Source organism: Pseudomonas sp. TE3728 (assembly GCF_056279145.1).
Window position 1 is genome coordinate 5806184 of sequence record NZ_JBWBQT010000001.1, and the last position, 23867, is coordinate 5830050.

12 protein-coding genes and 4 tRNA genes are annotated in these 23867 nt (G+C 58.4%); 10 read left to right on the forward strand and 6 right to left on the reverse strand.

The genetic code is table 11. The features are described from left to right. The first annotated feature begins 197 nt into the window (after positions 1–197). The 7 genes from ltaE (at position 198) to ACZ89R_RS25635 (ending at position 6163) form a co-directional block, all read left to right on the forward strand. Positions 198–1202, forward strand: a complete 1005-nt coding sequence (gene ltaE, locus ACZ89R_RS25605; protein WP_429547700.1) for a low-specificity L-threonine aldolase — start codon at positions 198–200, stop codon at positions 1200–1202. 146 nt (positions 1203–1348) lie between these two features. Continuing rightward, positions 1349–3970: an alanine--tRNA ligase gene (gene alaS, locus ACZ89R_RS25610; RefSeq protein WP_429547699.1), complete on the forward strand. Its 2622-nt coding sequence runs from the start codon at positions 1349–1351 to the stop codon at positions 3968–3970. 93 nt (positions 3971–4063) lie between these two features. After that, positions 4064–5305 (forward strand): aspartate kinase, encoded by a 1242-nt coding sequence (locus ACZ89R_RS25615; protein ID WP_038979429.1) that lies wholly within the window; start codon positions 4064–4066, stop codon positions 5303–5305. A 184-nt stretch (positions 5306–5489) separates the two neighbouring features. Continuing rightward, complete coding sequence (gene csrA / locus ACZ89R_RS25620) at positions 5490–5678, forward strand: carbon storage regulator CsrA (protein WP_002554426.1); 189 nt, start codon at positions 5490–5492, stop codon at positions 5676–5678. A gap of 62 nt (positions 5679–5740) precedes the next feature. Next, a tRNA-Ser gene (locus ACZ89R_RS25625) sits at positions 5741–5831 on the forward strand. A 107-nt stretch (positions 5832–5938) separates the two neighbouring features. Further along, positions 5939–6015: transfer RNA gene (locus ACZ89R_RS25630), tRNA-Arg, on the forward strand. A gap of 71 nt (positions 6016–6086) precedes the next feature. Further along, positions 6087–6163 (forward strand) — tRNA-Arg (locus ACZ89R_RS25635). 19 nt (positions 6164–6182) lie between these two features. Here the strand turns inward: ACZ89R_RS25635 and ACZ89R_RS25640 are convergent. Next, positions 6183–6698 carry a cell envelope protein SmpA gene (locus ACZ89R_RS25640; protein WP_429547698.1) on the reverse strand — a complete coding sequence of 172 codons (516 nt, stop codon included), beginning with the start codon at positions 6696–6698 and terminating at the stop codon, positions 6183–6185. Between the two features lie 321 nt (positions 6699–7019). On the opposite strand from ACZ89R_RS25640, the gene mgtE reads away from it, so the two are divergent. Next, on the forward strand, positions 7020–8462 hold the full coding sequence (gene mgtE / locus ACZ89R_RS25645; protein WP_192344437.1) for a magnesium transporter: 1443 nt from the start codon (positions 7020–7022) through the stop codon (positions 8460–8462). 101 nt (positions 8463–8563) lie between these two features. Here the strand turns inward: mgtE and ACZ89R_RS25650 are convergent, their stop codons facing one another. Further along, a complete protein-coding gene (locus tag ACZ89R_RS25650) occupies positions 8564–8890 on the reverse strand; it encodes an Arc family DNA-binding protein (protein ID WP_003178899.1) in 327 nt (108 codons plus the stop codon). Between the two features lie 386 nt (positions 8891–9276). Here ACZ89R_RS25650 and phnN point away from each other — a divergent pair, with 386 nt between their 5' ends. Beyond that, positions 9277–9849 carry a phosphonate metabolism protein/1,5-bisphosphokinase (PRPP-forming) PhnN gene (phnN, locus tag ACZ89R_RS25655; protein ID WP_429547946.1) on the forward strand — a complete coding sequence of 191 codons (573 nt, stop codon included), beginning with the start codon at positions 9277–9279 and terminating at the stop codon, positions 9847–9849. Here the strand turns inward: phnN and ACZ89R_RS25660 are convergent. Beyond that, positions 9824–10003, reverse strand: coding sequence for a PA3371 family protein (locus tag ACZ89R_RS25660; RefSeq protein WP_063342836.1), 180 nt, complete (start codon positions 10001–10003; stop codon positions 9824–9826). The genes phnN and ACZ89R_RS25660 overlap by 26 nt on opposite strands. Positions 10004–10026: 23 nt before the next feature. Beyond that, on the reverse strand, positions 10027–10260 hold the full coding sequence (locus ACZ89R_RS25665) for a hypothetical protein (protein WP_192344439.1): 234 nt from the start codon (positions 10258–10260) through the stop codon (positions 10027–10029). Positions 10261–10551: 291 nt separating this feature from the next. Here ACZ89R_RS25665 and ACZ89R_RS25670 point away from each other — a divergent pair. Continuing rightward, positions 10552–10628 (forward strand) — tRNA-Arg (locus ACZ89R_RS25670). Between the two features lie 83 nt (positions 10629–10711). Here the strand turns inward: ACZ89R_RS25670 and ACZ89R_RS25675 are convergent. Beyond that, a complete protein-coding gene (locus ACZ89R_RS25675; protein ID WP_429547697.1) occupies positions 10712–18955 on the reverse strand; it encodes a VCBS domain-containing protein in 8244 nt (2747 codons plus the stop codon). Between the two features lie 739 nt (positions 18956–19694). Further along, complete coding sequence (locus ACZ89R_RS25680) at positions 19695–23831, reverse strand: CheR family methyltransferase (RefSeq protein ID WP_429547696.1); 4137 nt, start codon at positions 23829–23831, stop codon at positions 19695–19697. Positions 23832–23867: the final 36 nt, after the last annotated feature.

Sequence of the window (23867 nt, forward strand, 5' to 3'; positions counted from 1 at the left end):
TGCCGCCAGATTGTTTGGCGGCGAAGCGTTTTTAACACATATTTCTCACCTGTGCATTGCTGCTATCTGATGATTGTTATCGACTTTTTCGTTGGCTTGAACCACCTTTTCCTAGCCGAAGGGTTGATTAATCATCGGCATGACCGCAGTAATTCCTTCCTGAAAGGGATTTCCCCCTGCTTACCGAGGCCAGATTCATGAGCGTTATCGATCTTCGCAGCGACACCGTCACCCAACCGACCGCAGGGATGCTCGACGCGATGGCGAATGCAGCCACCGGTGACGACGTTTATGGCGAAGATCCGACGGTCAACCGTCTGGAAGCCGAACTGGCAAAACGACTGGGTTTTGCCCAGGCCCTGTTTGTCCCGACGGGCACCATGAGCAACTTGCTCGGCCTGATGGCCCACTGCGATCGCGGTGACGAATACATTGTCGGACAACAGGCTCACACCTATAAGTACGAAGGTGGTGGCGCGGCAGTGCTCGGTTCGATCCAGCCGCAGCCGCTGGAAGTGCAGGCCGATGGTTCGCTGGACCTGACGCAGGTCGCCGCGGCAATTAAACCGGATGACTTCCACTTCGCCCGCACTCGTTTGCTGGCTCTGGAAAACACCATGCAGGGCAAGGTTCTGCCGCTGGAGTATCTGGCCCGGGCACGCCGTTTAACTCATGAAAATGGCCTGGCGCTGCACCTGGATGGCGCGCGGCTCTACAACGCGGCAGTCAAGCTGGGTGTCGATGCCCGAGAGATCACTCAGTATTTCGATTCGGTTTCGGTTTGCCTGTCCAAAGGTCTGGGGGCGCCGATCGGTTCGGTGCTGTGCGGCTCGGTCGAGTTGATCGCCAAGGCGCGGCGTCTGCGCAAAATGGTCGGCGGCGGCATGCGCCAGGCCGGGATTCTCGCCGCGGCGGGGCTTTATGCGCTGGACAACAACGTTCAGCGCCTGGCGGATGACCATGCCAATGCGCATTTTTTGGCCGACGGCCTGCGAGCCGCGGGCTATGAGGTCGAGCCGGTGCAGACCAACATGGTTTACGTGCAAATGGGCGACAAGGCCGAAGCGATCAAGGCTTTTGCCGCGACACGCGGGATCAAGCTCAGCGCTGCCGGTCGTCTGCGAATGGTCACGCACATGGACGTCAGTCGTGCGCAAATCGAGCAAGTCGTCGCCACATTTGCCGACTTTTCTCACAACTGACCGTGTTAGCCGTCCAATTGACTGTTTGTATCGTACAAACACACTGTACCTAGTCACTAACGCCGATATAATGCGGCCCTTTGCCGTCGCTTCGTCTGTTGACGTTTCGCACAGGCCTTTGGCCGCAGCCTCCGTGGAAGAACCTAATGAAAAGCGCAGAAATCCGTGAAGCCTTCCTTCGCTTCTTCGAAGAGCAAGGCCACACCCGTGTAGCCTCCAGCTCTTTGATTCCGGGCAACGACCCAACCCTGCTGTTCACTAACGCGGGGATGAACCAGTTCAAGGACTGCTTTCTGGGCCAGGAAAAGCGCGCGTACACCCGCGCTGTAAGCAGCCAGAAATGCGTGCGCGCCGGCGGCAAGCACAACGACCTGGAAAACGTCGGTTACACCGCCCGTCACCACACCTTCTTCGAAATGCTGGGTAACTTCAGCTTCGGTGATTATTTCAAGCGTGACGCCATCACCTACGCCTGGAACTTCCTGACCTCCGAAAAGTGGCTGAACCTGCCCAAAGAAAAGCTTTGGGTCACCGTCTACGCCAGCGATGACGAGGCGTACGACATCTGGACCAAAGACATCGGCGTGCCGGCCGAGCGCATGGTTCGTATCGGCGACAACAAGGGCGCGCCGTACGCGTCCGACAACTTCTGGACCATGGGCGATACCGGCCCATGCGGTCCTTGCACCGAGATTTTCTACGATCACGGCGCCGACATCTGGGGTGGCCCACCGGGCTCGCCGGAAGAAGACGGCGACCGTTACATCGAAATCTGGAACAACGTGTTCATGCAGTTCAACCGCACCGCCGATGGCGTGTTGCACCCGTTGCCAGCGCCGTCGGTGGACACCGGCATGGGCCTGGAGCGGATCAGTGCCGTGCTGCAGCACGTTCACTCGAACTATGAAATCGACCTGTTCCAGAGCCTGCTGAGCGCATCGGCCAAAGCCATCGGTTGCACCAACGATGCTCAGGCTTCGCTGAAAGTCGTGGCTGACCACATCCGTTCGTGCGGCTTCCTGATTGCCGACGGCGTGCTGCCATCCAACGAAGGTCGCGGTTATGTGCTGCGCCGGATCATTCGTCGCGCTTGCCGTCACGGCAACAAACTGGGCGCCAAGGGCAGCTTCTTCTATCAGATCGTTGCGGCCCTGGTCGCCGAGATGGGCGAAGCGTTCCCTGAGCTGAAATCCCAACAGGCGCACATCGAGCGCGTCCTGAAAGCCGAAGAAGAGCAATTCGCCAAAACCCTGGAGCAGGGCCTGAAGATCCTCGAGCAGGATCTGGCCGAACTCAAAGGCGACGTGGTGCCGGGCGATGTAGTGTTCAAGCTTTACGACACTTACGGCTTCCCGATGGACCTGACCGGCGACATCGCTCGCGAGCGCAGCCTGACCATCGACGAAGAAGGTTTCGAGCGCGAAATGGAAGCCCAGCGCGTCCGTGCTCGCTCCGCCAGCTCCTTTGGCATGGACTACAACAGCCTGGTCAAGGTTGATGTGGCCACCGAGTTCACCGGTTACACCGCTCACAGCGGTTCCGCCAAAATCGTTGCTCTCTATAAAGACGGGCAATCGGTTGACGTGCTGAGCGAAGGCGAAGAGGGTGTGGTCGTTCTCAATCAGACCCCGTTCTATGCCGAATCCGGTGGTCAGATTGGTGATTGCGGCTTCCTCCAGGCTGGCGCTGCGCGTTTCGACGTGCGCGACACCACCAAGACCGGCGGCGCGTTCCTGCACCACGGTGTGCTGGATTCGGGCAGCCTGATCGTTGGCGCTCCGGTCGAGACTCATGTCGATGCCGACGTGCGTCACGCGACGTCGCTGAACCACTCCGCCACTCACTTGCTGCACGCTGCATTGCGTCAGGTACTGGGCGAGCACGTTCAGCAGAAGGGCTCGTTGGTCGACAGTCAGCGTCTACGCTTTGACTTCAGCCACTTCGAGGCGATCAAGCCTGAGCAGTTGAAGGCGCTGGAAGACATCGTCAACGCCGAGATTCGCAAGAACTCCGAAGTTGAAACCGAAGAAACCGACATCGAAACCGCCAAGCAAAAAGGCGCCATGGCGCTGTTCGGCGAGAAGTACGGCGACAGCGTGCGCGTGCTGAGCATGGGCGATTTCTCTGTCGAGTTGTGCGGCGGTATTCACGCCACCCGTACCGGCGACATCGGTCTGCTGAAAATCATCAGCGAAGGCGGTGTAGCCTCCGGTGTGCGTCGTATCGAGGCATTGACCGGCGCAGCAGCGCTGGCCTACTTGAACGCGGCTGAAGAACAACTCAAGGAAGCGGCCAACCTGGTCAAGGGCAGCCGCGATAACCTGATCGACAAGCTGTCGGCTGTGCTGGAGCGCAACCGTCTGCTGGAGAAGCAACTCGAGCAGCTGCAGGCCAAGGCGGCCAGCGCGGCGGGCGACGATCTGTCGGCTTCTGCCCTGGACGTCAAAGGCGTGAAAGTGCTGGCCGTGCGTCTGGACGGTCAGGACGGCAAGGCGCTGTTGGCGCTGGTCGATCAATTGAAAAACAAACTCGGCCGCGCAGTGATCCTGCTCGGCAGTGTCCATGAGGAAAAGGTCGTTCTGGTTGCAGGGGTGACCAAAGACCTGACTGGCCAACTCAAAGCCGGTGATTTGATGAAACAGGCTGCTGCGGCAGTGGGCGGGAAGGGCGGTGGTCGTCCAGACATGGCGCAGGGCGGTGGTATTGACGCTGGCGCACTGGATGCCGCATTGGCCCTGACCGTTCCATTTGTAGAGCAGGGTTTATAAGGCAGTGTGCCTGGCCCGCGGTCTAGTGGCGGGCCAGAACGCTGTTTGAGTGATTATTGGGCGCCCTTCATGGGCGGCAGAGGCGGCTTTGAAATGGCTTTGATCGTACAGAAATTTGGAGGCACCTCAGTCGGCACTGTCGAGAGAATCGAGCAGGTCGCCGACAAGGTTAAGAAATTCCGCGAGGCGGGCGATGACCTGGTGGTTGTGCTGTCCGCAATGAGCGGCGAGACCAACCGTCTGATCGATCTGGCCAAGCAAATCAGTGGCGACGGCCAGCCGGTTCCTCGTGAGCTGGATGTGATCGTATCCACCGGTGAGCAGGTGACGATTGCACTGTTGGCCATGGCGCTGATCAAGCGTGGCGTGCCAGCGGTGTCGTACACCGGCAATCAGGTACGGATTCTGACGGATAGCGCGCACAATAAAGCGCGTATCTTGCAGATTGATGACCAGAAGATTCGCGGTGACCTGAAGGCCGGTCGTGTGGTGGTTGTCGCCGGTTTCCAGGGCGTCGACGAGCACGGCAATATCACCACCCTCGGTCGTGGCGGTTCCGACACCACCGGCGTGGCGCTGGCGGCAGCCCTGAAGGCTGACGAATGCCAGATCTACACCGACGTCGACGGCGTCTACACCACCGATCCGCGTGTGGTGTCCGTGGCTCAGCGCCTGGACAAGATCACCTTCGAAGAGATGCTGGAAATGGCCAGCCTCGGTTCCAAGGTGTTGCAGATCCGTGCGGTGGAATTCGCCGGCAAGTACAACGTTCCGCTGCGCGTACTGCACAGCTTCAAGGAGGGTCCGGGCACCCTCATTACTATTGATGAAGAGGAAACCATGGAACAGCCGATCATTTCCGGCATCGCTTTCAACCGCGATGAAGCCAAGCTGACCATCCGTGGCGTGCCAGACACCCCGGGCGTGGCGTTCAAGATTCTCGGCCCGATCAGTGCCGCGAACATCGAAGTCGACATGATCGTGCAGAACGTTGCGCACGATAACACCACCGATTTCACCTTCACCGTGCACCGCAATGACTTCCAGGCGGCGCAAACCGTGCTGGAAAACACTGCTCGCGAGATCGGTGCCCGTGAAGTCATTGGCGACACCAAGATCGCCAAGGTCTCGATCGTCGGCGTCGGCATGCGCTCCCACGCAGGTGTGGCCAGCCGTATGTTCGAATCCCTGGCGAAAGAGAGCATCAACATCCAGATGATCTCGACCTCGGAAATCAAGGTGTCCGTGGTGATCGAAGAGAAGTACCTGGAGCTGGCTGTGCGCGCTCTGCACACGGCTTTCGAACTGGATGCGCCAGCCCGACAGGGCGAGTAATACGTTCCCCAAGGGCGCGGTCTGACCGCGCCCTTCGTTTTTTGAATGGCGCGTACCAAAACTGTTCTTTTGCTCGCGCTAGTCAATACTCAGGCATGTAGGGCTGCGATCGTTCTGGTTGTAGGTCGAATGCCTTTTTTTTGCAGACTGTTGTCCCTGAAATGAAATGCGTGAGGAGAAAGGTATGCTGATTCTGACTCGTCGGTGCGCAGAAAGCCTGATTATTGGTGATGGCGAAATCACTGTGACCGTGCTCGGCGTAAAAGGAAATCAAGTGCGTATCGGTGTGAATGCCCCGAAAGAGGTTGCTGTGCACCGTGAAGAAATTTACCTGCGTATAAAGAAAGAGAAGGACGAAGAACCAAGCCATTAATTTTTATCGTTTTTTATGTTTGCAAACGGGGAAAAGGTTGGTTAAGATACGCCCCGTGTTGCGGAGAGCTGGCCGAGTGGCCGAAGGCGCTCCCCTGCTAAGGGAGTACACCTCAAAAGGGTGTCGGGGGTTCGAATCCCCCGTTCTCCGCCATTATTTGCGTAGTACGTTGTAATCTGGCTTCTTCGGTAAGTTGTTGAAATTACTAGAAAAAGTGCTTTACAAAAAGATTTAACGGCCTATAATGCGCGGCAACAAATGCACTCGTAGCTCAGCTGGATAGAGTACTCGGCTACGAACCGAGCGGTCACAGGTTCGAATCCTGTCGAGTGCACCATTTAAGAGTTGTTTGCAGTAATGTGAATAACTTGGCTTCAACCAGTTGTGATCTGGTATAAAAACACAAATGCACTCGTAGCTCAGCTGGATAGAGTACTCGGCTACGAACCGAGCGGTCACAGGTTCGAATCCTGTCGAGTGCACCAAACACCAAAAAGCCCGCGTTTAACGCGGGATTTTTGCCGTCTGCGATTTGGCTTTTCCTTTAGTACAACCTTTCTCGTCGAACTCGACATGAGCACTGCGCCCTCGCTTGTTGTCGTAGCGATAGCTTATGGCTGAATTGCGGGTGGTGATTTTGTCGGGTTTGCCGAGGGCGCTTTCGACGTCCTGCTGACTCATGCCGGCAACGACCCGCTGATTGATGATCGCTATGCGGCGTTCCTTCGCGCTGAGCAGATCTCCACATCTGCCTTCGGATTGACCAGCGACCGTCGGCTCTCTCCTTTGCAATTTTGTACCTGATGTTTCGCGAGACTCGGCCTCAGGCATCAGGGGCGTCACGCTGCCTGGCAGGAACGTGCGTACGTCGTGTGCTGAGAGGCTTTCTCCTGCCGTACAGCTCAAGGTTGTGAAGGTGATGTGCCCATTGGCGGCTTCGCACCGGTGAACGGTCGTGGCGAGCACCTGGGGCGGCAGGCAGAGCAGGGCGGCTAGCAAATATTGAGCAATCGATGGCATTCGACGTCCTCCATGACGGTCTTCATCAAGGGTAGTCATTACATTTTCAGGCGGCGGTGTGTTTTCTTTTCAGGATGAGTCGTCGCAGTTTCATGGATCAGGATGGCGCTCAGGTTTATCTCGCAAGCACTTGTTTCAGCCGCTATTTTTTAACGTTTAAAACCGTCAGGCGGTGTTATCATTGCGCCCGTCAGCCCCGCCGGGGCTTGTGGAATACCTCCATGGACTTACCCAGTAGTTACTCGTTACCACGTTTTTACAATCATGAATTGACTGATTGATCCTTCCGGCGTGCCCCGCTGCTGGGAGTGGAGTTCGCCTATGTCTGAAGTTGAAGTAAAGAAAACGCAGGAAAGCTTGCAGGACCGCCTCGCTCAAGTCGTTGAGCTGCTGCAGCGCCAGCGAGTGGTCGAAGACCTGACTCATCGCCAGGAAGGTCCGCATCACGACCGGGTCGAGAACCTGGTTCACCGGCAAAACCTCGTCGAGTTGCAACGCAAGCTCGATGATCTGCACTCCGCCGACGTTGCCTACATCCTTGAAGCCTTGCCGCTGGACGATCGCCTGACGGTCTGGCAACTGGTCAAGGCTGATCGCGACGGCGACATTCTGCTCGAAGTATCCGATTCGGTTCGTGAAACCCTGATCGCCGACATGGACGATCACGAGCTCTTGGCGGCGGCCAAGGACATGGATGCCGACGAACTCGCTGACCTGGCCTCCGAGCTGCCGCGAGACGTCGTCCACGAGCTGATGGAAACCCTCGATAATCAACAGCGTGAGCGCGTCCGCTCCGCGTTGTCCTATGACGAGGAACAGGTCGGCGCGCTGATGGACTTCGAGATGGTGACTATCCGTGAGGATGTCAGTCTCGAAGTGGTTTTGCGTTACCTGCGTCGTCTCAAAGAACTGCCAAGCCACACCGACAAACTGTTCGTGGTCGATTACGACGGCGTGCTCAAGGGTGTGTTGCCAATCAAGCGTCTGCTGGTCAACGACCCGGAAAAGCAGGTGTCGGAAGTCATGGCCAGCGACCCGGTGAGTTTTCATCCGGATGAAGATGCTTACGAGGCAGCGCAAGCATTCGAGCGTTACGACTTGATCTCGGCCCCCGTAGTCGACAAGAACGGCAAGCTGATCGGTCGTCTGACCATCGATGAAATGGTCGACCTGATTCGTGAAGAGAGCGAAAACGAAGTTCTCAACATGGCGGGTCTGCGTGAAGAAGAAGATATTTTCGCATCAGTCTGGAAGTCCCTGCGCAACCGTTGGGCCTGGCTGGCGATAAACCTGATCACCGCGTTCATTGCATCGCGGGTGATCGGCCTGTTCGAAGGCTCGATCGAGAAACTGGTAGCACTCGCGGCATTGATGCCGATCGTCGCCGGTATCGGTGGCAACTCGGGTAACCAGACGATCACCATGATCGTTCGGGCTATGGCGCTGGACCAGGTCAGTACCGGCAATACGTCGCGGCTGATGCGCAAGGAGTTGGCGGTTGGCCTGATCAATGGTCTGGTCTGGGGCGGCGTGATTGGTGTGGTGGCCTATCTGCTTTATGGCAGTTGGTCCCTGGGCGTGGTGATGACCGCCGCCATGACGCTTAATCTGCTGCTTGCGGCATTGATGGGGGTTTTGATTCCGATGACCCTGGCGCGGCTCGGGCGCGACCCGGCAATGGGTGCCAGTGTGATGATCACTGCCATGACCGACAGCGGTGGCTTTTTCATCTTCCTCGGGCTGGCGACGATTTTCCTGCTTTGATGTCCTGTTTTAAAAGAACCCGCCAATCGGCGGGTTTTTTTTAGCCAGATTTCAGGCAAAAAAAAGCCAGCAATTACGCTGGCTTGAGCTTTCGGGATGAATCAGGAAGCGTCTGCGGCCATTTCGGCGTCATGGGCGATCAGCGAAACCAGAGCGTTTTGCTGGCGGTGGGAGAGCTGGCGGAAGCGCTGCAGCAGTTCGCGTTCGTGCAAAGACAGTTCGGGGCTGTCCAGGCGCATGCTCAACTCTTCACCCAACGCGCCTTCCTGAATAAGGCTTTGCTCAAGGCGCGCGATGATTTCGGAGTTCATGCTGCGATGATGATTGCGAGCCACCTCGGCAATGCGTTCACGCATTCCGTCTGGCAGACGTACGACGAACTTGTCAGCCGTACGGCTGGAATAAATTGCCTGTTTCAATGGGCGCATATATTTAACCGGTTAGTTCAGGGGAGCGGTTCTCGGGATAGGCCGCAGGATGTCAGATAGGACAAGCACTCCGGCCAAATGTTCAACCTGAATTGATAGAGGCGCGCATCATGCCTCAAATTAGCCAGATCATTGGCGTCAATTCTGTGACAAATATTGATCTGGGTAAAGGCTTAATGCCAGCACCTATTACCAGAAATGCGGACTGGTTTGAAAATAATCCATGAGTCCGAATGACTGACCGCGTCCTCTTGCCCGACAGGTGATGCCCGAAGACGCCTGAAGGTGCATGCTATGCGGATTCGATCCTTGTTCCTTACCTTATACAGGATAGTGGCAAATGGCCGATTTACTAGTCTGGGCGTATGGCGCGGGATGATTTCAGGATGGGTGGCAGGCTAATTTATTTAATGGGGCCTTCGGGATCCGGCAAGGACAGCCTTATCGAAGCCGCTCGCGAACCGCTGCGCGCACGCAATTGTGAAGTCGTGCGTCGCGTTATCACACGTTCGGCGGAATCGTTGGGTGAAGACGCCATCGAGGTGTCCCGCGAAGAGTTCGAACAACGCAGGGCCGAAGGGGATTTTGCGCTGTCGTGGCAGGCCAATGGGCTCAATTACGGTATTCCTGTGCGCGTAGACCAATGGCTCGCGGACGGTCGCGATGTGTTGATCAACGGTTCGCGCGGGCACTTGGCAGAAGCGCAACAGCGCTATCCCAAGCTATTGCCGGTGCTATTGACGGTCAAGGATGAAGCCCTGCGCGAGCGCCTTTTACGGCGGGGGCGTGAGAGCCCGGCAGAAATTGAAGCAAGACTGCGCCGTAATGCGCTGTTTACGGCTGATGAGTCAATCGATGGTATGCAGATCTGTCGACTCGATAACTCCGGCGACCTTACTGTAACTGTCGCCAATCTTCTGGAGCTGCTGAACCTCAGCGCAAAACCGGATCGAACTTGATCTTGCGCCCGGCGATCAACGCCAGCACAAACAGCGCACCGAACACGGCGCAAGCAATCAGGGGCAGGGTGACGACCGTGTCCCCGACCAATGACAAATGAAGGATGCCACTCAGTAAGGCGAGGACGAAAAATCCTGCGGCTGATTTAGACATGCTGTGCTCCTGATGGGGTGATTTCAAAATACCAAGCGTTCGAAAGACTGTGTGCGCAACTGAATAGTCTCTTGGCTCACCTCTTGGCCGACAACACTGCGTTGATCGTTCGTGACGGCCAATTGAGGCGTTTTTTGCAGCTGCAGGTAATGAGGTATGCGTTGAGCAATTGTCGTAGCGTCGTTTTCAGGGAAGAAATGAAAACCCAACAGAACCGCCAAAGCGACCGCGTTCGCGATTAAAAGCGCGCTGTTCATGGGGCTGATCTCCTGTGTTTGTTGAAACAGTCGAAGCAGCCCGCATGCCAAAAGTTTAACGACTATTAAATCCTTTAAAAACAATGAATTAAGATATTTTTGCAAAGGATCTGCATTGCATTTTGCAATGATGGCATTTTGCGGTGATGCAAATTGCACGGTAAACAAAGCCACGCTCTCGTGAGGCGTCTGCCTACACTTAAAAAGCCCTACGGACGACATGACAAAAGCGGGCCTGCCCGTTAACATGCACGCCGTCCATCGCTCTGCATTCCTTTGCGGGCGACTTGTGTCTCAGTAGCTCAATTGGATAGAGCATCCCCCTCCTAAGGGGAAGGTTGGCAGTTCGAACCTGCCCTGGGACACCACCTATTTGAAAGCCCCACGCAGAGTGATCTGGTGGGGCTTTTTTGTGGCTGTCTGCAGCGGTGGATTCAACTCCAGCCCAACATCAAGCCGTCAGCGTATGGTCAGCCTCCCCAAACCAGGTGCGCACCAGATCGGTACCGCTCGTGCCAGTGTTGGCAAGAACCGCCACATCGGCGAAGTTCGTACCATTGGCTGCACCGTCGGCATCCACCTTCACGGTGATGTCGCTGCCTGATTGCGTCAGTTGGACGAAGTCGGACGCCTGGCTGATACTGCTAACGAAGTTGGCGCTGAGCAGTGCAGAGAGGTCGAGTGCGTCGCCTTCGGCGAAGTTGTAGTCGAGGATGGTGTCCCCGCCTTCCGCCGCGTTGAGATAGGCGAACATATCGGCTCCCGCGCCACCGCTGAGCGTGTCCTCCCCACCACGACCCGCCAGGATGTCGTTGCCGTCGCCGCCACTGAGTACGTCTGCCGCCATGCTGCCCACGAGTGTGCCACTGGATGCTCCGTTGTAACTGACTTGGGTACCGGCCTCGCCGTCGGTGACCTGGAAATCCTCCACTGTGTAGTGCCCTAGCAGGTTCACCTCGGCCCGGTGCATGCCGTCGTCCACCGTCAGCAGGCCGCCGCTGCCAGAGGCGTTGGCACTGTAGCTGAGCTGGGTGTTGGCGCCGAAGGCGAGATCGCCGAAGGTCAGCATGTCATCGCTTTCCAGGCCGAGGATGCCGACCAAGGAACCCGCCGCTTCGGCCTGTGCGATTACCAGCGTGCCCGCGCCTTCGCCGTGGAAGGCGACGGACCCGTGTGCTGCGCCGGAAAAGGTCAGTGTCGCGTCGCCGTCGATGGTGGCGCTGCCGTTGCCCATCACGTCGGCCAGCAGGCGCATGTCGCCGCCGTTGGCCCACAAGTGGCCGGAGTTGTCGACCGCACTGGCGACCGTCATGCCGCCTTCACCCGTGGATTCCAGCACGCCGCTGTTGGTGATGGTGTGGGTGCCGGTGTCGAGCACCAGGCTGTTCAGTCCGCTGGCCAGGATCAGGCCTGCATTGACCAATACCAACTGCCCGGCGCCCAACTGGCCGGCGCCGGAAATGCGGTTGTCGACGTTGGTCAGGACCGTGTCGGCGCTGCCACCGAAAATCACGTTTTGCGCGCTGTCGGATAGCAGTACCTGGCCGCCACCGGTCAAGGTCGCACCGCGGAAAAGAATTTCCAGCTCGGTTTCGCTTCCGGTGGAGCCGAGTTCGACGGTGCCGCTGTTATGAATGCTGCCACCGAACGGCATGATCGCGCCGTCGGCAATGGTAAGGGTACCGGTATTGGTCATGACCGGATCCACATCGAACTGGAAGTTCGCTTCGCTCACGTCCGCCGCATCGACACCTTTCAGGGTGACCGACTGGCCGGATCCGATGCTGACCAGCGCATTGCCGTTGGCGTCGTTAGTGATGCTCAAGTCAGCAAAGCTGTTGATGCCCGGGAAGCCGATCAAATCGATTTTGTCCGCTGCCGCATCGAAGCTGTGAATGACGTTGTTGCCGATCGGCTGGGCGAAGACGAACAAGTCGGCGCCGCTGGAGCCGGTGAGGTTGTCGTCCGCTGACAGGGCGAAGATCGGTGAGCCGGTTGCGTAGGCTTCGACGTTGTCGGAGATGAAGGCGTTGCTAATGCTGCCATCGGTATTGGTCCAGGTCATGTTGACATCAAGCACCAGCGCACCGGCGAAGTCGGCCGGGGTTGTCACGGTCAGTGAGCCGGGATCGCTGGTCTGCACGGTCCAGGTGCCGTCGCCGTTATCGGTTCCTGCATTGAATATCCATCCCGAGGGAACACCGCTGATCGTCACCATTATCGGGCCGTTAATTTCGGCCAACGGAATGTTGAGGGCTAGATTGATGGGTTCGCCAGCCACACCTGCCGGGAGGTTTGTACTAGGGCCGAACGCAACGCCCGCATTGCCAGCCAAGTCCGTATAGGTGTTTGCAACACTGACTTTTACAGATCCATTGTTGGTTCTTGTGAAGTCCACCGTATAAGTATTGCCACTACCGGAGAAGTTGCTGAGGGTTCCGCGGTCTGCGGTGATACTTAAATCATCGATATCGAAGTTACTCACAGCTTCACTGAACGTGATGGTTATTTTGCCGCTACCGGTGTTCCCTAACGGTGTCCCTGACGTTGTGGTCGCGGTTATGGAAGTCACAGTCGGCGCCACGGTATCAACCGGAGTCTCAACTACGTTTTGCACGTTTACCGTAATTGTCTGCGTGTCGGTTCCGCCATTACCGTCCGCCACCAGAACGTCCACAACATAGGCATTGTCACCGTCAACACCACCGACATCCTGGGCATTCTCGTAATCCGGCGCCGAATTGAACGTCAGCACCCCGCTTGAACTGATCGAGAACTTGCTGAAGTCCGTCCCGGCCGTATTCAGGATCGAGTAGCTCAGGGTTTGCGCCGGAAGATCAGCATCGGTCGCCGTCACTGTCGTGACCGCCGTGGTGTTCTCCGCCACGCTGACCGAAGCCGTCGCACCACCACCGTTGGAGGTGATCACCGGGGAGTTATCGTTGACCCCCGTCACGGTCACCGCGATCGCCTGGTCGTCAAACAGCGTGCCGTCCGATGCCCGCACAATCACGTCATAGACGTTGTTCGTTCCCGAATCAGTCGGTGCCTCAAAGTTGGGCGCAGAGATAAAGCTCAGCGCGCCTGTGCCTGAAACGATCGAGAACTTCGTGGCATCCGCTCCGCCAACGATGCTGTAGCTCAGGGTTTGCGCTGGCAGATCGGCATCAGTCGCCGCCACTGTCGTGACCGCCGTGGTGTTCTCCGCCATGTTGACCGAAGCCGTCGCACCACCACCGTTGGAGGTGATCACCGGGGAGTTATCGTTGACCCCCGTCACGGTCACCGCGATCGCCTGGTCGTCAAACAACGTGCCGTCCGACGCCCGAACAATCACGTCATAGACGTTGTTGGTTCCCGAGTCAGTCGGCGCTTCAAAGTTGGGCGCAGAGACAAAGCTCAGCACGCCTGTGCCTGAAACGATCGAGAACTTCGCGGCATCCGCTCCGCCGACGATGCTGTAGCTCAGTGTTTGTGCCGGAAGATCAACGTCGGTTGCTACCACCGTTGTAACTGCTGTGGTGTTCTCCGCCACGCTGACCGAAGCCGTCGTACCACCGCCGTTGGAGGTGATTGTTGGCAAGTCGTTGCTGCCGTCGATGGTCACCGTCACCGCAGTCGCGGTGCCGTCGGCACTGAGTACCGTGAAGGTGTCGGTCAGGCTGTCGCCGACATTAAGTGCGTCGAAGGCCGAGTTGGCGGTATAGCTCCAGTTGCCCGCGGCATCGATGGCGAAGGTCCCGTTGGCGCCGGCGGTACCGGATTGGGCCTGGAAGGTTCCCGGGCTGTCGATGTCGCTAACGGTGAGACTGCCACCGGTGGTGAGTGGGGCATTGGTTTCGGTCAGCGTGACGCTGGCTGAGGACAGCACTGCGGCGTCGTTACTGCCTTTGATGGTGACGGTCACCGAGGTCGCGGTGCCGTCGGCACTGAGTACCGTGAAGGTGTCGTTCAGGTTGTCGCCGACATTGAGTGCGTCGAAGGCCGAGTTGGCGGTATAGCTCCAGTTACCCGCGGCATCGATGGCGAAGGTTCCGTTGGCGCCGGCGGTACCGGATTGGGCCTGGAAGGTTTCCGGGCTGTCGATGTCGCTAACGGTGAGACTGCCGCCGGTGGTGAGTGGGGCATTGGTTTCGGTCAGCACGATGTTGGCCGAGGACAACACGGCGGCGTCGTTACTGCCGGTGATGCGGACTGTGACCGTGGTGAGGGTGCCATCGGCACTGCTCACGACGAAGGTGTCGGTGTAGGTGGTGCCGGCGACGAACTCGTTGTGGGCGCTATTGGCGACATAACTCCAGGCACCATTAGTGCCGATGGAGAACTGGCCGTAACTGCCGGCGGTGTTGGGTTGGGCGACGAAGGTCGCGGCGCTGTCGATGTCGCTGATGGTCAGCGTGCCGTTGGTGGTCAGCGGGGAATTGTTTTCGGTCAGGTTAGCGATGTCGGCGGACAACACGGCGGCATCGTTGGTGCCGAGGATATGCACGGTGACCGAAGTGAGGGTGCCATCGGCACTGCTCACGACGAAGGTGTCGGTGTAGGTGGTGCCGGCGACGAACTCGTTGTGGGCGCTATTGGCGACATAGCTCCAGGCACCATTAGTGCCGATGGAGAACTGGCCGTAACTGCCGGAGGTGTTGGGTTGGGCGACGAAGGTCGCGGCGCTGTCGACATCGCTGATGGTCAGCGTGCCGTTGGTGGTCAGCGGGGCATTGGTCTCGGTGAGGTTAGCGATGTCGGCGGACAACACGGCGGCATCGTTGGTGCCGAGGATATGCACGGTGACCGAAGTGAGGGTGCCATCGGCACTGCTCACGACGAAGGTGTCGGTGTAGGTGGTGCCGGCGACGAACTCGTTGTGGGCGTTATTGGCGACATAGCTCCAGGCACCATTAGTGCCGATGGAGAACTGGCCGTAACTGCCGGCGGTGTTGGGTTGGGCGACGAAGGTCGCGGCGCTGTCGACATCGCTGATGGTCAGCGTGCCGTTGGTGGTCAGCGGGGCATTGGTCTCGGTCAGGTTGGCGATGTCGGCGGACAACACGGCGGCATCGTTAGTACCGGTGACAGTAACGGTCACCAGCTGAGTGTCCACGCCGCCGAGGCCATCGCTGACCTGCACGGTGAACACTTCATCGTGACTTTCGCCAGCCTTCAACGATTGCACGGCACTGGCGACACCGTCGGTGCCATTGGCGAGGGTGTAAGTCCATTTGCCAGTGCTATCCACCGCGATCGAACCATAGGTGCCGGTATTCGTACCCGCGATGCTCCAAGTGGCCGTAGCAGTGTGATCGATGTCGGCCGAGCTGAACTGGCCACTCACGCTGAGCGTGGTGTCTTCCTTTACCGCGCCGGCATCGTTGCCCGTCACGAAGCTGAGTACGGGCGCATCGTTAGTGCCGCTGACGGTAACGGTCACCAGCTGAGTATCGATGCCGCCTAGGCCATCGCTGACCTGCACGCTGAACACTTCATCGTGACTTTCGCCAGCCTTCAACGATTGCACGGCACTGGCGACACCATCGGTGCCATTGGCCAGGGTGTACGTCCACTGGCCGGTGCTGTCCACGGCGATCGAACCGTAGGTTCCAGTTGGCGAGCCGTTGATGGTCCAACTGGTCGTGGCGTCGTGATCGATGTCGGCCGAGCTGAACTGGCCACTGACGCTGAGCGTGGTGTCTTCCTTTACCGCGCCGGCATCGTTGCCGGTCACGAAGCTGAGTACGGGCACATCGTTAGTGCCGCTGACGGTGACGGTCACCAGCTGGGTGTCGACGCCACCGAGGCCATCGCTGACCTGCACGCTGAACATTTCATTATGACTCTCGCCAGCCTTCAACGATTGCACGGCACTGGCGACACCGTCGGTGCCATTGGCCAGGGTGTACGTCCACTGGCCGGTGCTGTCGACGGCGATCGAGCCGTAGGTTCCCGAAGCCGAGCCATTGATGCTCCAGCTGGTCGTGGCATCGTGATCGATGTCGGCCGAACTGAACTGGCCGCTGACGCTGAGGGTGCTGTCTTCCTTTACCGCGCCGGCATCATTGCCGGTCGCGAAGCTGAGCACGGGTGCGTCGTTGCTGCCGGTGACAGTGACGGTCACCAGCTGGGTGTCGACGCCGCCGAGGCCATCGCTGACCTGCACGCTGAACACTTCATTATGACTTTCGCCAGCCTTCAACGATTGCACGGCACTGGCGACACCGTCGGTGCCGTTGGCCAGGGTGTACGTCCACTGGCCAGTGCTGTCGACGGCGATCGAGCCGTAGGTTCCCGAAGCCGAGCCATTGATGCTCCAGCTGGTCGTGGCATCGTGATCGATGTCGGCCGAACTGAACTGGCCGCTGACGCTGAGGGTGCTGTCTTCCTTTACCGCGCCGGCATCATTGCCGGTCGCGAAGCTGAGCACGGGTGCGTCGTTGCTGCCGGTGACAGTGACGGTCACCAGCTGGGTGTCGACGCCGCCGAGGCCATCGCTGACCTGCACGCTGAACACTTCATTATGACTTTCGCCAGCCTTCAACGATTGCACGGCACTGGCGACACCGTCGGTGCCGTTGGCCAGGGTGTACGTCCACTGGCCAGTGCTGTCGACGGCGATCGAGCCGTAGGTTCCCGTAGCCGAGCCATTGATGGTCCAACTGGTCGTGGCGTCGTGATCGATGTCGGCCGAGCTGAACTGGCCACTCACGCTGAGCGTGGTGTCTTCCTTTACCGCGCCGGCATCGTTGCCCGTCACGAAGCTGAGTACGGGCGCATCGTTAGTGCCGCTGACGGTAACGGTCACCAGCTGAGTATCGATGCCGCCGAGGCCATCGCTGACCTGCACGCTGAACACTTCATTATGACTTTCGCCAGCCTTCAACGATTGCACGGCACTGGCGACACCATCGGTGCCATTGGCCAGGGTGTACGTCCACTGGCCGGTGCTGTCGACGGCGATCGAGCCGTAGGTTCCCGTAGCCGAGCCATTGATGGTCCAACTGGTCGTGGCGTCGTGATCGATGTCGGCCGAGCTGAACTGGCCACTGACGCTGAGCGTGGTGTCTTCCTTTACCGCGCCGATATCGTTGCCGGTCGCGAAACTGAGCACGGGTGCGTCATTGGTGCCAGTGAGGGTGATGGTCACAGTCTGCGTCGCCGAAGCAGCATTAGCCGCGCCACTGTTGTCGGTGGCAACCACCGTGTACGAGAAGGTGATGGTTTCACCCGCACCGAGGAAGTCGAGGTTCTGGTTGCTGCTGTAGTCCCAGCTGTTCTGATCGACCGAGAAACCGGCCACCAGTGCCGAAGCCACGCCCGCATTGAGCGTGCCGCCGCTCCAGGCGATGTTGCCGTTGGAGCTGTGCGACACAGTCACCACGTCGATGTTGTCCACATCGGCAAAACTCAGTGCACCGCTGTCGCTCAGCGTGGCGGTGCCATTACCTTCGTTCATTGCGCCGCTGCTGTCGGCGATCGTCAGCGTCGGCCGATCGTTAGTACCGGTGATAGTAATGGTCACGGTCTGCACCGCGCCGTCGCCAATCGCCACGTTATAGGTTTGCGTGACGCTCTGGCCTTCGCCGAGGAACTGCAGGTCGGTGTTGTTCACCGCGAAGTTCCAACCCAGCGAACCACTGCCCGTGCCGGTGCTGTCGCTCAGTGGATTAGTGGTGAAACTGCCAAGATAGCCGGAAGCGCCCGGCGTGACGGTGACGCTGTGGGTATCGATCAGGTCGACGTCGGTGAAGGTGATGTTGCCGCTGGCTGCGTAGTCGCCGCTGTCTTCCCCGGCATCGCCGGCTTGTACGCCGCTGGTGATCTGCACCTGGTCGTTGGTGCCGGTGATGGTGATAGTCACATTCTGCGTGGTCGACGAACCATGCCCGTCATTGATGGTGACCACATAGGTTTCAGTAACTGCCTGCCCCTGGGCCAGGGATTGGGCTGCCGCATTATTCAGGGTGTAAGTCCAGTTAACCGTGCCGTCGGCTGCGTTGGCCGCTTCAGTTACTGATGCAAGGGTGAAATTGCCCAGCGCGGTGGCGTTGTCTCCCGCAGCCACGAAAGAAGTGGTATGCGTGTCGCTCAGGTCAACATCGCTAAAGGCAATAGTGCCTGTCGCACTCAGCGAATCGGTCGGGCTCGATGTCGTGGTCGCATCTTCGGTTACTGTGCCGGCCTGCACACCTATGCTCATCGTCACGCTGTCATTCGCACCTGCGAACTGCACCTGCGCAGTGGCCCAACTGAGCGTGCCGTTGCCGAGACGAATCGCATAGGTAAAGGTGTCCGTCAGAGTCCCTCCACCCGCCAGCGACTGAAGTTGTGCCTTGAAAGCAGTCGACAACGTAGCGGCGTCGTAGCCGACTTTGCCATCCGAGGTAATCCAGATCTTTGCTCCGTTGAAACTGGTGTCAGTACTTGTCGCCTCAATTCTGCCCGTGTCCTGGATCAGGAGGTCGGCCGGCGCATAAATCTTGGTGGCGGTAGAAAGACTGGTCGCGTCATCGAGTGACCACAGTGTCTTTGCGCTGCCGCCGAGGTCATTGGACATGACGTCCAGGTACACGACGCCCAGCAGGTCTTCGGTGATGGCCGCGGTGCTCGTGCCAATAACTCCAGCAGTGAAAATGTCGTCCTGCGCCTGCGGAGTGTTGGAAAGCGAAGTAACGGTGCCGTCGCTAGTCGTTGTGGTGGTTGCCATGTCTTTCTCCCGGAAATGCCATTTTTTTTGTTTTTAGAATCGCTAGGGACTGCTAGCAGGAAGAAGTCCCGTTCTTGCACCGCTCTGGTAGTTCAGGAGTGGTGCGAGGCGGCCGCCGGACATCGCCGGCCTGACGGGCCAGGCGCTGCCGGCAGAGGCGCGCGGGTATTGCGAAGATGGAAAAGTTCGCCGCGCTTGAGGAGCGGATCGCAGGGCAGGTCGGGCGAATGTGAGCCCGAGGCTGGGGCTGCGCTGCACATGGCACGCAATAGACTGAGAGCACCCATGTGGCAGGGACTCCTGAAATAATGGCTGGATGAGGCCGTATTTTGAGAGAGCACCGACTCAGGAGTACGGCCTTTCCTGATATCAGTTTGATGTGTGTTTAGTTGTGGGGGCAGGCTTTGTAAAGGTGTTAACCGCAGCTAACAGTACGACGTGCCAATATTCCGACGGGCGGGTATTTTCGGTGTCAATATTATGTCGATTTGTTTTTGGCGAAGAGGCCATGGGCACTCAATAGTGACTTTGCCCGAATGAGCTGAAACCCCAGTGGGGCCTGGGCCGGCTGCGTCATAAGGTATTGGGCTACCGATTAAATGTCAGTGCTCACTTGTTAGAAAACCTCCGCCAGCGCATTTGCTCTGGCGGTTTTTACGCTCGAACCAGCTGATGACCATGGGATCATGCTGCGTGAGGAGTTTCACGACAGGGATCGCGCTAAGCCATTGCCGGGTCCTCAGGCCTGGGATTGCCGCAGGGACTCGATGGTTGTGATCAGGTCATCGTAGGAAACCGGTTTTCCAATGTGCTGGTTAAAACCCGATTGGCGGGCCTTTTTAATGTCGCTGCTGGCGCCATAGCCGGTCAGGGCAATGGCCGGCACATCCTTGGCAAGCGGCAACTGACGCAATGCATTCATCAGCTCATGGCCGTTCATGACCGGCATGCCCAAATCCGAAATGATCAGATCGAAACGGGTGTTTTTCGCCGCGTCGAGGGCGGCCACCGGACGATCGAAGGCAATGACTTCGGCGTCTTCCATTTCCAGCAGCATTTTCAGGGTTTCCAGTACCTCGGCAGAGTCGTCGACCAGCAGAATCGTCAAGCCGCTCAGTCTTCCTGACACATCGTCGATTTGAGCCTCGGTTCGGGTTTCGCCTTCGGTGCTGGCCAGTGGCAAGTAGACACTGAAGGTACAGCCTTCCCCGACGCCCGGGGAACTCACCTCTACCGTACCCCGTTGGGCCTCGGTCAACTGGCGGACCAGCGACAAACCGATGCCCAGCCCCTCACGTTGGTGGTTGGCGTGCTGTGTTTCTGCCTGGCCAAACAGGTCGAATACGTGTTCGAGGTGCTCGGCCGCGATACCGATGCCATCATCCTTGACGTCCAGGCGAGCCATATTTCCGGCCTGCCGGGCGATCAATTGCACGTGGCCGTTGGGTGGGGTGAATTTCAGTGCATTGTTCACCAGGTTCCAGATGATCTGCTCCAGGCGCGTCGGATCGGCGCACACCATCAACGGCTCCGACGGTACTTGCAATTCGACGGTGGTGCTGTGCCGATCATTGAGCACGACAGTGTGGATATCGTGCAGCACACTGGTCAGGTCCACGGCCACCGGTTTTAGCTTGAGCTTGCCGGTTCGCACACGGGCAACGTCCAGCAGGTCATCGATGATCCGTGCCTGGCTGCTGACGGCATCGCAGATGGTGCTGACGGCTTTGGCGGCCGGCGCCACAGATTTGGTCACCGGCAAGCGCCGCAGCAGTTCGGCGTTGAGCTGGATCAGGTTCAGCGGATGCTTGAGTTCGTGGGACATGACCGCGAAGAACTCATCCTTGAGGTAATTGGTGTTAAGCGTCTCGGCCAGTTGTTGACTCTGCTCTTCATGCTGGCGTTTGTGGCCGGTCAGGTCACGGGCGATTTTCACATAGCCTCGCAGGTTGTCACCGCTGAGCAGGGTCACCTCGCCGCTGCAATAGAAACGGCTGCCGTCCTTGCGCAGGTGCCAGCGTTCATCCTCGGAACGGCCATGGGTACGAGCCCCTTGCAGCTCGGTTTCGGGCACGCCGGAGGCGCGGTCTTCGGCAGAAAAAATGAAGTCGTAGTAAGCGCCTTCGGCTTCGGCCTTGCTGTAGCCGAAGATCAGCTCGGCGCCTTTGTTCCAGCTGGTGATCACGCCTTGTTCATCGAGGGTGATGATCGCGTAGTCGCGGGTGCTTTCGGCCACCAGGCGCATGCGTTCTTCGCCCAGGCGCAGTTCTTCTTCGGCCGCGCGGCGTTTGGTGATGTCGATGAAGGTCAACACCGTGCCGTCAATATGGTCTTCGCTGGAGCGGTAGGGTAGCAGGCGGGCGATGTACCAGCGCTTATCGGTGCTGCTGACTTCACGCTCGATCATGTTCAATGATTCGAATACCTGGGCGGCATCACTCGCCAGCTCTTCGTAGTGCAGGCGATGGGTGATGTCGAGCAGTGAACGGCCGGTATCCATCGGCAACATGCTGAAAATGTCCGTGGCGCGCGGGGTGAACCATTTGATCCGCATGCTGCGGTCGACAAAGACCGTGGCAATGTCGGTGGAGGCGATCAGGTTGGTCAGGTAGTCGTTGATCTTGTCGGTTTCTTCGACTTTGGTTTTCAGCTCGTAGTTGACCGTCAGCAACTCTTCGTTGATCGATTGCAGCTCTTCCTTGCTGGTTTCCAGCTCTTCGGTGGCCGAGCGCAATTCTTCGTTGATTGCCTGCATTTCTTCGTTGGAGGCTTTCAGTTCTTCACTTGAGATTTCCGATTGTTCAATGGTGTCCTGCAAGTGCAGCTTGGTGCGCTGCAGTTCACGCTCCAGGTTGGACAGTACCTGGCTCTCGGTTTGCAGCAGGGTCGTGGTCGTCACTTGCGAAGGATCGACTTCGACCTCCTCGAAAATCACCAGGACGAACTCGCCGTCCGACTCTTCGTCCTTGTAAGGCTGCGCCTCCAGATTGACCTTATAACGCCGATCTTCGCGCTTGATCGGCACCTCGCGGGATTTGACGGCCAGGCCACTCTGCTGGACCTGAAACAGTGTGGTGCGGATCTCCAGGCGCAGCTCCGGAAGGATCAGCGTCAGCAGGTTGCGTGACAGCTCACCGCCCACATGCCGCAGGAAACGCCCGGCACTTTCGCTCATGTGCAAGATGTCGGCGTTGGCGTCGACGATCATGCTCGGCGGGGCGGCGCGTTCGAGGGCGCGCTGGTGGATGTCGGCGAAGGACAGCTTGCGCGGCACTGCGTTTTGCGGTGTCTGGCGGGAAACGTTGCTGCGCACATAACCACCGCGCGGCACGGTCGGCGTGCGTCGGCTATTGGCGGTGCCGGTCTTGGCGCGGAAGATCCGGTTGCGTTTGTCTACCGGCGTGAACAGATCATGGCAAGCGTCTGCGCTTTCTGAAGACCCCAGGAACAGGAAGCCGCCAGGGCGCAATGCAAAGTGGAACATCTGAAGGATTTCGCGCTGTACTTCGCGATCCAGATAGATCAGCAGGTTGCGGCAAACGATCAGGTCGATTTGCGAGAAAGGCGGGTCGGATAACAGGCTGTGTTTGGCGAACAGCACCTTCTCGCGGATTTCCTTGCGAATCCGATAGTGGTCATCCTCCTTGATAAAGTAATGCCGCAGCCGCGTCGGCGGCACATCCGTGACGATCGCTTGCGGGTACAGGCCGGCCCGGCCGATGCTGATGGCGCGTTCGTCGATGTCGGTGGCAAAAATTTGCAACGAGGCTTGGCTGGATTCCAGTTGCAGCTGATCGTTGACCAGCATCGCCAGGCTGTAGGCTTCTTCGCCGGTGGAGCAGCCAGCCGACCACACTCGAATTTCTTCTTTCTCAGGCTGCGCCGAGACCGCGGCGCTGACCAGTTGCGGCACGATATCGCGCTCCAGCGCTTCGAAGGCTTCGCGATCGCGGAAGAAGTTGGTCACGCCGATCAGCATGTCCCCCAGCAGCGCCTTGGTTTCTTCGGGATTGCTTTGCAGGTAGCGGTAGTAAGCCACCAGGTCCGGCTGGGCCGTGACCTGCATCCGGCGCTCGATCCGCCGTAATACCGTCGCGCGTTTATAGTGCTTGAAGTCATGACCAGTGCCGGTGCGCAACTGGATCAGCACGTCATGCAGCATTTGTTCGGCGAGCGCTGCATCACGCTCGGACACTGAGGCGATGGTTTGCAGTTCCGGGTCGTTGGCGATTGGCAAGCTGATTTCCTGGGAGTTATGCCATAGATCCAGCAGTTTTTGCGGCATTTCGACCACGGGCAATACGATATCGACCATGCCTGTCTCGATGGCTGCGCGTGGCATACCGTCAAATTCGGCGTCTTCCGGCACTTGGGCCATGGTGATGCCGCCGTGTTCCTTGATACGTGACAAGCCAACCGCACCATCGGAACCACTGCCGGAAAGTACCAGGCAAAAGGCACGTTCCTGGTGTACTTCGGCCAGATCACGAAAGAACAGATCGATCGAGGCGTGGCGTCCCAACTGTGGATCGTTTTCACTGACCTCAAGGTTGCCGTCATTCATCGTCAGCCGCTGCGCGGGTGAGATGACGTACACCCGGTTTTTTTCGATCGGCACGGTTTCGGTGACCTGCAGAACCGGCATCCGGGTCGATTCCTGGATGATCTTGTCTGCGATGCTCTGATGGTCGGGCGACAGGTGAAGAATGATCACAAACGCCATGCCGTTATCGTGAGGCATGTTCTCGAAGAACAATTTAATGGCTTGCAGCCCGCCCGCTGACGCGCCAATACCCACCACCGGAAAGTCCAGGGTGCTGGGGCTCAGGGCCTTTCGCTCAGGAGCCGTGGCCGAGTGCTTGGGGTTGGTGGTCATTTCTTCTGCCTTTGCTGGCGATGTAAAGCGTATTGA